Genomic DNA, 12,317 nt, shown 5'->3' on the forward strand with positions numbered 1-12,317 from the left:
ATCTTTAATGTTTCCGTAAACAATAAAAATAGATAATTATGCCGAGATGTGTGATTTTGCTAGCATGGATTTTTTTAGTTTATGCCTGTCGTGAAGATATACGTTTGCCTGAGCACCCGGCGATTTACGATTTAGCGACACCGATCCGTTTAAGTGGCGATACGACCCGGGTATATCTTACTGATTACTTTTTGGAACCGGCGAAAATAAAGAAGATAACTTCTTCTGAAGATCTGAAGCTGGTATGGAAAAAAGGGAGAAATGAAATTCTGTTGTTGCCTGAAATATCGGCGAAACCTATGGGAAATATCCGGGTTAAGACTGAAGGGTATACGTACGACATACCCGTACTGAAATCTATGGGGAATGATCATACGGGGAAAGCTCCTGTAATTTTCACGGATAGGATAAAAGGGGATACGGTCTGTCTGTTGAACCGGAATCCGGTGGAGGAATGGGCGGTGTATGTAGAGAATCAAAAATTGAAGAAAAGCTGTCTTTTTCCGGACAGTAATGGTATACGGATTGTCATTCCTCCGGTGACAAAGGAATTCGGGCGAATAGAATTGAGGGTTTGGGCCTTGAACGAATCCGGAGTCTCTAACGATATTTTTATTCCTTTGGAAAAGGGGAAAGTGATTATGGACGCCGGTTTGTTGAATCGGTTCGATAAACGGGCTTCGACTCTTTATTTTTTGATGATCGATCGTTTTAAAGATTCATTACCCGGTAATAATCATCCGTTGAATACCAAAGAAGTGTTGCCTATTGCCGATTATATGGGAGGAGACATTGCCGGTGTGGCCCAAAAACTAAAAGAAGGGTATTTTGATTCGTTGGGTATCAATACAATATGGCTGTCGCCGATCACTCAAAATCCCGAAGGTGCGTATGGTTTGTGGAAGAATCCGAAGACTAAATTCTCGGGTTATCACGGATATTGGCCGGTATCTTCTTCTCGTATAGACTATCGTTATGGAACACCGGAAGAGTTGAAAGAACTTATTACAGAAGCACATAAACGGAATATAAATGTGATTTTGGATTATGTTGCCAATCACGTACATGAGGAACATCCGTTGTATCAGCAGCATAAAGATTGGGCGACAAATTTACACCTTCCGGACGGTAGCCTGAATACGGAACGTTGGGATGACCATCGTCTGACAACCTGGTTCGATACGTTTTTGCCCACATTGGACCTGGAGAGGGCAGAGGTGTATGAACCGATGACGGATTCGGCTTTGTATTGGATAAAAGAATACGATCTGGACGGTTTCCGTCACGATGCGACAAAGCATATTCCGGAGGTATTTTGGCGGACACTGACTTATAAACTCAAGAAAAATATTGTATTTCCGCGAAATATAACCGTTTATCAGGTTGGGGAAACGTATGGCAGCCGGGAGCTGATAGCTTCCTATATAGGTTCCGGGTTACTGGACGGACAATTTGATTTCAATGTGTATGATGATGCTGTGGCTGTTTTTGCACGGCCGGAGATCGGGTTTCAGCGTTTGAACCGTTCTTTGGAAGAGAGTTTCCATTGTTATGGAGTACATAATCTGATGTCTTATATTTCCGGTAATCAGGATAGGGCTCGCTTTATTTCATATGCTGCCGGAGATATCCGTTTTACAGAAGACAGCAAAGTTGCCGGATGGACCCGTAAGATTGGGGAACGGAAACCGTCGGATGAGAAGGCTTATGATAAATTGATACAATTGATCGCTTTCAATGCGACAATACCGGGGATACCTGTTATTTATTACGGGGATGAAATCGGTATGACAGGCGGGAACGATCCGGATAATCGCCGGATGATGCGCTTTGATGGATTGAGTGAAGAGGAACAGAGGGTGAAGGAGAAGACGGCAAAACTGAATAAGTTCAGACGCAATAGTATGGCATTGATGTATGGAGATTTTGTGCCTTTACGGGTGGAAGATAAAGTATATGCTTACCTGCGTTCTTATTTTGGGGAGGATGTCGTTGTGATTTTCAATAAGCATGAAGAAGAGATAACTTTGAAGCTTGATCTGCCCCAGCGGGATCGGAGAGGTACATTTAAGTCTATGTTCGGCAGTCGTTTCAGTTATGATAATTCGAAATTAATCGTCGATGTTCCGGGAAATGGGGTGGAGGTATTTTACAACGAAATAAGAAGTTTGTGATTTAGGATAAAAAACTCCCTGAAGCTTTATTTTCAGGGAGTTTTTGAAAGTCAGACGGTATTACATTTCGATAATAATGCTTGAGTAAGCCGGCATATAAATCAGGTATTCATTGTCACTGATTTTTTTCAGGCCTGTGCCTTTGGTATCGGCTATCGGCTGTTTGATGGCTTTTTTCAAAGTATAAGTCTTCAAGGTATTGGAGACATTGTGGATTACCAGTAATTTTTCTCCTTCGGCTTCCCGATAGAATACCATAAAATTCTTGTCGTTGTCTTCTGCGTCGTTAAATGCTTCGGTTAGTGTCATTTTTCCGGTTGCTAAAGCAGGATAGGCATTACGCAATTTTATGAAATAACGGTAGATGTTGTAAATGGAGTTCACTTTTTCGGCTTGTCCGGCTACTGTTCCGACGGTTGCTTCGGTGGAATAAACGGATGTACGCCAGGTTGTGCGGTAATTATCCTGTGCCCGCACGTCCCATAGCATCGGATCGCGTACGTTTTCGTCGCCGTTGGTTTTCATACCTAACATACCGATTTCTTCACCATAGTAGATATAGGGACTTCCTACCGATGTCATAAGAATGGCTGCTGCCATTTTGGCCCTTTCCAGACTTAGATTGCCGCTGCCACCCAATACTGAACGGGCACGGTCCTCGTCGTGATTGGAGAGTTTCGTCGCATCGATAAAATCGCTCCGGTAAGCGGCATATTCATCCTGGTAGCTGATCATGTCTTTGGGGAACCATTTGGCGTGGCTGTTCTGGATGGCATACATCATCCGGTACCAACTGCTGAAATCAAATAGGGCCGGAAGTCCTTCGTAATAAGGAGCTACCGTATTATGTTCGGCCAAAGCTTCCCCGACCATATAAAGATCGGCTTTGGTTTTGGCCAGTTCCGTATAGAATTTTTTCAGGAATGTGGGATTTTCATCTGAGTTTTCATCCTGGTAGATGTGTTTTACGGCATCCAGCCGGAAACCGTCAACTCCTTTACTCAGCCAAAAACGGCCCGCATCGCAAATGGCTTTAAAAGCCGGTGAATTTTCACATTCGTTTACTGCTCCGTAATTAATTTCAGGCATCCAGTCGGAAAACATACCCATGTATTTGTATTCGGTGGTACCGGTAGCTACGGAATGCCATTGTCCGGCATTGTAAGTTTTCGTCATTGGAATACGGCCGGCAGCAATGTCTGCCTGTGGATCTTTGGAAAAGAGGAAATAATCCCGGTAAGGACTGTTTTCGTTGCTGCATGCGTCGGTAAACCAGGGATGAGTTTTGGATGTGTGGTTGATGACAAAGTCCAGGATCACTTTGATGCCGAGACTGTGTGCTTTATTTACTAATTCTTCGAAATCGGCCATCGTACCGTATTCCGGTTTGATGGAAGAGTAGTCGTCCACATCATAGCCGTGGTAGGAAGGACTCGGATTAATCGGGGTCAGCCAGATGCCGGCAACTCCGAGTTCATTCAGATAATCCATTTTAGCTGTAATTCCTTTGAGATCACCGATTCCATCGCCGTCACTATCGGCAAAAGAGCGGACAAATATTTCATAGAAAATTCCGGCCCGTTTTATTCCGTCCCATGTTTTGGATTGGTATTGGGAGATGGATGTCATCTGGTCCGGGTCGACAGGCTCGAAAGGACGGGCTTCGAATTGCATTTGTCCCAATAGCCATTGCCGGCTGTTTTGTTGCAGATATACTTTTTGCAGGTCGTAGACTGAGGGGGTTGTAAAGCTGATGTTGTAATCGGTAAATTTAAAGTTCGTAGCAGGAATGTAAGCACCTGTATCTGCGGCCGAACGGAAAGCTATAACGCTGGATTCAGTAAAGCCGTAACCTCCGATAGAAATTGTCTGTCCCGGTTTATAAATGGCCGTAGCCGACGGCATCGATAAATTGACAATCGGCATTTCGTCCGGGTCAGGGGGCGGAGTTCCGTTATCGTCGTCGCTGCAAGCACCGAGTAAGCAGACAAAAGCCCAGAGTAGACAGAATATTTTGTGTTTTAGTATCATGTTGTATTTCGTATTAAATGTATAAATAATCGATGAGGATAGGACGTAATTTTTCTATGCGATAGAAAGGATCTCCTGCCAGCGTATGGATATTATGCAGGAGATCCTTCTTATTTCGGGAACGGTATATCCGGATGATTATTTCTTTGTAATGGTCAATTTATAAGGTTTGGTAAGGATATTCAGTACAAGGTCGTAGTTCCCTGCTTCGGCTACCGTCATATTGCTTCCGTTATCCGTTGTCAGGTCTGCCGGATCACCGCCCAGACTCAGATCCCATCCACCGTTAAAGCGTATTTTGAATCCGTCGCCTCCGGCAGGCAAGGCGAGCGCGTTCAATACCCAGGTCCCGTCGGTTTCATTGTACGTGAAAGCTGCGTCACCTGCCCAGTCATTGAAGGCACCTATCAAACCGACCTGTGTAACCGGAGTAAGCGTGAACGTCTGTTCGGCCAGATTTACCTTGACATAATAGTAGGCTGAAGGGACAGAGATATTGGAGGTTCCGCCGGTTTCTCCGCTATTGGTGGACGAATCGAAACTACCTCCGAAATCGTTGTTATTCCAGTCCTGATCGGGATTGAATTTGAATTCGCAGTTTTCTTTTCCTTCCTTATCCTTTAACATCAGGAAGCCTTCATAAATACCTTCTCCATTGCCTTTCAGACCGGGTGCTGTTGAGGGCGACCAGCCCTGATGAGAACCGACTATATACAGATAATCGGAGAAAGCGGTGTTGATTAATTTTATCTGATAAGGATATACTCCCGTATTCACAATAATCTTGTATTCGCCCTCGGTATTGGCAAATGTGAAATTGCCGCCGTTCTCGAATTGACCGTTATCGCCGATGGAATAGGTCCAGTTGTTGTTCATGCGGAATTTGTATTCACCGCCAATCAAATTTGTTGTCAATGACCAGCTATTGGCTGCGGGATCGTATGTCATTTCCGTATCGCCATCCCAGCCGGTCGGAGTGGCAGAACCGATAATACCGACTCTTTCGATTTTTAATGCTGTGAAAGTTTTGGTTTTATAGTTTACCCGGATACGGTAGATTCCGCTTGGCAATACCAGATTTCCGGCTGATAGATCGGTATTAAGGGCATAATCGGTAATCACTAAATTTCCGTCAGCATCTGTAGTCGGAGTAATATCGCCGGATTTACCGAGGTTGGTGCCATCCCAGTCCGGCTGACTGGCAAATTTGAATTCTGTGTCAGCACCGTCGGCTGTTGTCAGGTTGACAAAACATTCGTAAATACCTTTCACATCAGTCATCGGCATTGATGGGGCAGAAGCCGGGGTCCATCCCTGATGAGAACCGACAACGTACAGTTTTTCCGGATAGCTTACGGAATAGGTCGTTACCAGAATATTGACACTGGCCGATTCCAGGCCTTCGGGAATTTCAGCAGAATAAGCTTTGATATAGAGGGTAATTTTGCTTTGTTGTCCTTCCGGAGCACCCGCTTTTACGATAAGCTCGTTAAAAGCTTCCTGTGTCATGGAAAAAGCGGTTTCCGTTGTCCGTACAAGTTCGACAGCTTCGTCGGGGATTGCCCGGCTACCTGGTCCTGCGGGAGCATTGAAATAAGCAAATACGGCATATTCAATTTCTGCTCCGACTTCCAGGCTGGCGGGTTCCCATGCAAAAGACAGGTTCTGGTCCCAGGTTGCGGAACTCAGTTCAAATTTCTGACCTTCTTCCAGGCCGGTAAATTCCGGTTCGATCAGGTCGCCCTGGCTTTGGATATTTACGGTTATTGTATTGGAATTGACAGAAGTATTGTCGTAATATGCTTTTACGAAGAAGGTCATTTCAAACAGTTGGTTTGCCGGAGCACCCGCACTTAATACCGTTTCATTGAAAACTTCTTTAGCAATGGTCAATGAAAGACCGGAAGCAGAACCGAAGCTGACTTCGGCTCCTTCTTCTCCGTATTTACCGAAAAGTTCATAATTCACCGTTGTTTTGTATCCCGGTCGAAGTGCATTCCAGGCAAAAGTTACGTTTTCTACTTTGGAAGAAGGAGTGACCAGAATCATTCCGTGGGTTTTCAATACCGGAGCGACGACCGAAGTCTGACGGAATTCTTCCGGATCTTCGGAGCAGGCAACTGCCAGCAGGCTGACGGCTATGAGAGCCAGAATATATTTGAAGTATTTCATAATTCTTTCGTTTTTAGGAGAGGGAACTTTTTTGAAAATTGTTCCCTCTCGTGTTCTATATTACTGTTTTTCGTAACTCAGACAATATTTGTAAGTCTCATAGTTATAGAAGAATTTCACAAGATAAGTTCCGGCTTCTTCAATGACAATATTACCGCCGCCTTCTGTCAGATCGTTGATATCGCCTCCGAAATTGTAATCCCAATTGCCGTTGAAACGTATTTTGAATTCTCCGTTAGCCTCTACCGTGATCGTAGCCGAATAGATTTTACTAGCCCAATCGTATGTCATCGGCAGATCTTCGGCCCAGTCGTTGAAGCTACCCATCAATCCTACTGTTTCCATCTTCGTAAGTTCAGCTTTCATATTGACCAGGTCTAATTTTGCCTTATAGAATCCGGAAGCAGTTGTCAGGTTGCCTGCACCTCCGTCATTATCGATTGCATCCAAAGAACCTCCGTAGTTTGTACCGTTCCAGTCGGGCTGAGAAGTAAATTTGAATTCTGCGTCAGAGCCGTCTTCTGTATTCAGGTCGAGATAGCCGATATAAACATCTGTTTCCGCCGATTCGAAAATCATTTGAGCAGCATCCGGAGCCCAGCCTTGGTGTGAGCCGGGAACATACAAGCCTTTGGCTTTTACGACAGCCTGGGCTGTTGTTACCTTGGATGTTATATTTTCTGCCGAGCGTACGACAGTGTAGTCGGTGCCTATCGTAGCGGTAACATAAAATCCGACGGTAACCGTAGCATATTCGGCGATGCCCAATCCGCCTTCTTCTACGGCAGTACAGAATTTCACATTCAGTACATCCTTGGTCGTAGCATAAGAAGTTTCGTTGATTCCGGAGAATAGCAGGATGTCATGTTCTCCGTTTTCATCGGTGTAAACGGCATGGATACCGTAGTCGATCATTGCCTGGTAGCCGAAATCAGCCGCGCTCCAGGTAAAAGTCACTTCTTCTTCCTTGTTACTGTCTTTGATCGAGATATCGCCCAGGGGATTCAAAACCGGGATGCGAATATCTTCTCCGTCAACAGCGTTCGTTTTATCCAGTTCATCGCAACTTGCGAAGCCTAGTGCTATCACCAAAAGGGATAAAATATATCTGGTAAATTTCATATTATTTGGGTTTTAAAATGATTAATATCCCGGATTTTGTACCAATTTTGTGTTCGCAGCCAGTTCTGAAGACGGGATTGCGAATATTTTCTTATAATCGGGGAATGTTTGTCCGTCATAGCTTCCGCCTTTGTATCTCCATACAAAAGATCCGGATGTAAATTTGTTCCAACGGATCAGGTCGGTACGACGATGACCTTCCCACATCAGTTCACGGGCCCGTTCTGCTATCAGGTAATCCTGATTGAAATTATCGATTGTGCCTAAACCGGCGCGTTGACGCAAGTCGTTCAAATAACCTACGGCTGTAGCATCGTTTCCACTTCCCATATTCAGTACGGCTTCTGCATAGATCAAATAGATTTCACCCAAGCGGATACAAGGGAAATCGATATTGGAGTAAGCACATTGCTGGGCTTCGGATTCATATTCAGCGCCTGTTTTGTCGTGCGGAATATTGTTGTATTTGAATAACGACCAGCCACTGTTAAAATCGTCGATATTTTCCATCGTTTCTTTCCGGCCTTTGATATAAAATAACTGCCCGCGCTTATCGCTACATTTGTATGTGCCGTTTTCATAATCCGGATCGGATACGTTGAAATAATCGCGTGCATATTCGTACGGTACGCGGATACCTCCCCAGCCGTTGTTGATACCCAGTAAGGTCGTATATTTATCTGTTGCGGCAATAGAGGCAAAAGCCAGGTAGGAAGTACCTCCGTAAGATTGTGTTTTGAAAGCTTCGTAGTCGATGGTGAACATCAATTCCTGCCGGGCTTCCGGGTTCTGTCCGTTATCTCCCCGGAACAGGTCTGCATAGCTGGGGCAAAGATCGTATCCCAGGGCAAACACTTCTTCACAGGCTTTTTTGGCATCGGCCCAACGGGCTGTTCCTGTGTATACTTCAGCGTTCAGGTAAAGGCGTGCCAGTAATCCCCATACAGCCCCGATGTCTGCTCTCGGATAATTGGAACGGGCTGCCGGCATTTTGGCTTCGGCTTTTGTCAGATCGAGCAATTCGGATTCGATGTATTCAAAAACTTCTTTCCGGGGTTTTTGTGCGGGCGAATAAGCCCCGAACGGACTATCTTCCGTTACAAAAGGTACATCCCCGAAAATATCCATAGCCATCCAGTATAGATAAGCTCTTAGAAAACGGGCTTCAGAGCGGTAGCTATGGATTTTTTCCACATCGGCGCCTCCGATACCTCTGTCGGACAAACGACTGTCGGTACTTTGGCGTAAAAATTCATTTACATAGGTAATGCCGTGTAAGCTACGGGCGTATACGGCGTAAGTGGCAGCATTGTCGGCATCACTCCAGTTGTTGTTATTGATGTCGTTTACCCAACTGTCGTTTGCCCAGGCACATTTACAGCCGTCACTGGATATTTCCTGTAAAGTCCAGAAAGCCCGGATCACTTCCGAAGCTCCGCCGTCTTCTACAGCCAAATCTTCCGTGTTGGCAAAGTTGTAATAGATTTTAGACAGTCCGGACAAATAGCTTTCCGGAGTAGAGTAGGCATCTTCCGATGTAAAGTCGGATTCGTTCAACGGCAACGTGTCCAGATCACCGATACAGGAATTCAGGGACAGGCAAGCTGCGGCGAACAATAATGAAATATATCTTTTTTTCATATCAATATTCTCCTTTTAGATTAGAAATTAACATTCAGACGCAATGAATAGGTTCTCGGACGCGGCCAAATATTGTTATCGATACCGCCTACACCTGTGCCTTCCGGATCCATACCGCTGTAGTCGGTAATCACAAATACATTTTGTACGGAAGCTGCGACCCGGATATTGAAGCCTTCCCGTTTGGCGATGTTCCGGAACGTATAACCCAGATTCACGTCATCCAGACGGAAGAAACTGGCATTTTCCAGGAACATATCCGAATACCATTGTTCGGTTACGTTGGCCTGTGTAAAACCGGTTTTCTTTACCGTAGTTGCATAATTGGAAAGCGTATTCGAAGCAAAGTCTATATTTGCCGTCGAGTTGGAAGAATAAAAGTCATTGAACATCCAGTTACCGACAGAACCGTGTCCGTTAAAGCCGAAATCCCAGTTTTTATAGGAGAGTTTCAGGTTTATACCATAGAAGAAATCCGGATTCGGTGATTTATTTGTCATATAACGGTCAGCAGAAGTGATCACACCGTCACCGTCACGGTCGACAAGAGCGTTCTGTATGGCATGTCCTCTGCTGTCATAAGCTTGCTGATACAGGTAGAATGTATAAGGAGCCGAACCTACCATGTGACGTTGCAGATAACCGCCGGTTCCCTTGCTGATACTTCCGATACCTACGTAGTAATTCGGATCGTTGCTACCGGTCAGTTTTGTAAATTCGATTTTTTGGAAAGTACCGTTCAAACCGACACTCAAATTCCAATCTTTCGTTTGTACCGGGATAAAATTCAACGCGATTTCCACACCTTTATTTTCCATATTACCCACATTGGTCAATACCGTATTGGAGAAGTTAGAGCCCATAGGTACGGTTACCGTATTCAACAGGTCGGATGTTTTCCGTTTGTACAGGTCGACACTGGCTGTAATACGATTGTTAAAAAAGCCCAGGTCTAAACCGGCGTTCCAGGTTTCTGTCGTTTCCCATTTGATATTCGGATCGTAGGCCTGCGGGGTCAATTTGTAAATATATCCGGCATTTCCCATGTTATACATATGGTACTGGTCAGTAGATAAAGAATAACGGGCCAGATAAGGATAGTCTCCGGAATTGATTTCCTGTTGTCCGGTTTTACCCCAGCCGACACGTAGTTTAGCTGAAGAAATCGGATCTATGTTTTTGATGAAATCTTCTTCGCTCAAATTCCAGGCTATGGCTGCCGACGGGAACAAACCCCAACGGTTGTCTTCAGAGAAGCGGGAAGAGGCGTCGTCACGTAAAGTGAATGTAAACAGGTATTTCCCCATCAATGAATAATTTAGACGTCCGAAGAACGAAATCAGATAATGTTCCGTCCGATTGAACGGATAGTTATAATCGTCTCCTTTTTGTTCGTGCGTTTCGTTGAAATAACTTACCGAATGATCGGAAGAATAAAAATGCTGCCAGGAATAACCGGCCATCAGATCGATACGGTGTACTCCGAATTCTTTATTGAAATTCAGGTAGAATTCCAACAATTGATTCCGGCGGAAATTGGTGTATTTGCTGTACTGTCCGATACCCAGGTTTTCCGAATCCTTCCAGGCTTGCATAGAACCGGGGCGTGCCCCTTTCTTACCGTCGGTAGAGGTAATGTCCATTCCGATATTTAAATTTGCCCTTAACGCTTCGAAACCGTGAACTTTATAATCCAGTTGGGCATTTCCGATAAAACGATGTACCGTATTGGTATTGCTGTAGTCATACAATTGTGAAAGCGGACTGACTGTGGCTAAAGCATTCGGAGAAATGACCGGATCGATGCTGTTCATCCAGTTCCAGTAACCATTTGTCAGGTTTTTGTTGATACTTCCGTCTTCGTTGTAAAAATAAGCCGGTTGTGTCGGATTGAAGAATGCTGCTGCATTTACGGCACCGCCGTCAGCAAAACGGTTTTTAATGACCACCCCTTTGGCATTCAGATTAAGAGTCAAATGTTCGTCGAGTAATTTGGGCGAAACACTGATATCAAATGTTCCGCGTTCGTATTTGGATGTCTCTAAAGTTCCTTCTTCATTGGTATAACCGATAGAAGCCCGGTAAGGTAATATGTTATTCACATTACCATAGGCACTGATGTTGTGGTCGTGTGCAAAAGCATTACGGAAAATTAAGTCCTGCCAGTCCGTTTTTGCTGTTCCGAGTAAATTGGTAATCTTATCTCCGTTTGTCGTTCCTGCCGGATATATTCCGGTTATAAATTCCCGGAATTCATCGGCTCCCATTACCGGCACGGTTTCACTATTGGTAACAATGCTAAAACTACCGTTGTAGCTTAAGTTGATCTTATTTCCTTTTCCTTTTTTTGTGGTGATAATGATCACACCGTTGGATGCTCTTGAACCGTAAATTGCTGTTGCTGATGCATCCTTTAATACAGTAAACGATTCGATATCGTTCGGATTAATGGTAGACAATGCATTGGCCATTCCCGGTGCTGCATCGTTGGATACGGGGACACCGTCGATAACAATAAGCGGATCGTTGGAAGCTGTCAAAGAAGCTGCACCACGGATACGGATAGTTGCTCCCGAACCGGGGCCTCCGTCGCCGGGGATGATCTGAACACCCGTTACTTTCCCTTGTAACATTTGTTGCGGAGAAGTTACCGCAGCCCGGTTTAATTCATCGGCTTTAATCGCTACGACCGAACCGGTAGCATCATTCTTTTTTACAGTACCGTAGCCGATGACAACGACTTCGTCCAATTGTTCTACATCTTCTTGTAATACAATGTTTAAGGTCGTTTGGCCGGCAATTGTAATCGTTTGTGTCTTGTAGCCGATAAAAGAAAATTCCAGAATATTACCTGTCTGGACTTTTAGGTTGTAATTACCTTCAAAATCCGTTGCCGTACCGGTGGAAGTCCCTTTGATTATAATACTTACACCCGGTATAGGCTCACCTTGCTTGTCAGTGACTCTACCGGTCAATACTCTTTGTTGGGCAAACGCACTAACGGATAGCAGCATGCACAAAACAAAGAGTAAGTTTCTCATTGTGTTTCCGTACTTCATAATGATAGAATTGTTTTTTACATTAATTTTAAAGTTTGGCTTGATTTTTCAGATCGCTTTCGGGCATATTCAAATTTTAGTATTCTTATTATAAATTTTCCTGCTTAAAAAATGAACG

At 44.5% G+C, this 12,317-nt stretch carries 6 protein-coding genes; 1 reads left to right on the forward strand and 5 read right to left on the reverse strand.

What is annotated here, in order from left to right:
• Positions 1 to 38: 38 nt before the first annotated feature.
• Entirely contained in the window at positions 39 to 2,174 is a 2,136-nt protein-coding gene (locus DD657_RS11020) for an alpha-amylase family glycosyl hydrolase (RefSeq protein ID WP_287049863.1), read from the forward strand.
• A 60-nt stretch (positions 2,175 to 2,234) separates the two neighbouring features.
• Here the strand turns inward: DD657_RS11020 and DD657_RS11025 are convergent, their stop codons facing one another.
• The 5 genes from DD657_RS11025 to DD657_RS11045 form a co-directional block, all read right to left on the reverse strand.
• Positions 2,235 to 4,205 (reverse strand): alpha-amylase family glycosyl hydrolase, encoded by a 1,971-nt coding sequence (locus DD657_RS11025; protein ID WP_021988022.1) that lies wholly within the window; start codon positions 4,203 to 4,205, stop codon positions 2,235 to 2,237.
• Between the two features lie 138 nt (positions 4,206 to 4,343).
• Positions 4,344 to 6,377 (reverse strand): SusF/SusE family carbohydrate-binding protein, encoded by a 2,034-nt coding sequence (locus DD657_RS11030; protein ID WP_287049865.1) that lies wholly within the window; start codon positions 6,375 to 6,377, stop codon positions 4,344 to 4,346.
• Positions 6,378 to 6,437: 60 nt separating this feature from the next.
• Positions 6,438 to 7,499 carry a SusE domain-containing protein gene (locus DD657_RS11035; protein ID WP_021988020.1) on the reverse strand — a complete coding sequence of 354 codons (1,062 nt, stop codon included), beginning with the start codon at positions 7,497 to 7,499 and terminating at the stop codon, positions 6,438 to 6,440.
• A gap of 21 nt (positions 7,500 to 7,520) precedes the next feature.
• Entirely contained in the window at positions 7,521 to 9,140 is a 1,620-nt protein-coding gene (locus DD657_RS11040; protein ID WP_068691360.1) for a RagB/SusD family nutrient uptake outer membrane protein, read from the reverse strand.
• Positions 9,141 to 9,160: 20 nt separating this feature from the next.
• Positions 9,161 to 12,199: a SusC/RagA family TonB-linked outer membrane protein gene (locus DD657_RS11045; protein WP_082989277.1), complete on the reverse strand. Its 3,039-nt coding sequence runs from the start codon at positions 12,197 to 12,199 to the stop codon at positions 9,161 to 9,163.
• Between the last annotated feature and the right edge of the window lie 118 nt (positions 12,200 to 12,317).

It is taken from the genome of Culturomica sp. (assembly GCF_003524185.1).
Taxonomy (GTDB): Bacteria; Bacteroidota; Bacteroidia; order Bacteroidales; family Marinifilaceae; genus Culturomica; species Culturomica massiliensis.

What these genes read in the sequence shown, in the direction of transcription:
- DD657_RS11035 (WP_021988020.1), bottom strand. Translation starts at nt 7,499, where the DNA reads ATGAAATTTACCAGATATATTTTATCCCTTTTGGTGATAGCACTAGGC.
- DD657_RS11025 (WP_021988022.1), bottom strand. Translation starts at nt 4,205, where the DNA reads ATGATACTAAAACACAAAATATTCTGTCTACTCTGGGCTTTTGTCTGC.
- DD657_RS11040 (WP_068691360.1), bottom strand. Translation starts at nt 9,140, where the DNA reads ATGAAAAAAAGATATATTTCATTATTGTTCGCCGCAGCTTGCCTGTCC.
- DD657_RS11020 (WP_287049863.1), top strand. Translation starts at nt 39, where the DNA reads ATGCCGAGATGTGTGATTTTGCTAGCATGGATTTTTTTAGTTTATGCC.
- DD657_RS11030 (WP_287049865.1), bottom strand. Translation starts at nt 6,377, where the DNA reads ATGAAATACTTCAAATATATTCTGGCTCTCATAGCCGTCAGCCTGCTG.
- DD657_RS11045 (WP_082989277.1), bottom strand. Translation starts at nt 12,199, where the DNA reads ATGAAGTACGGAAACACAATGAGAAACTTACTCTTTGTTTTGTGCATG.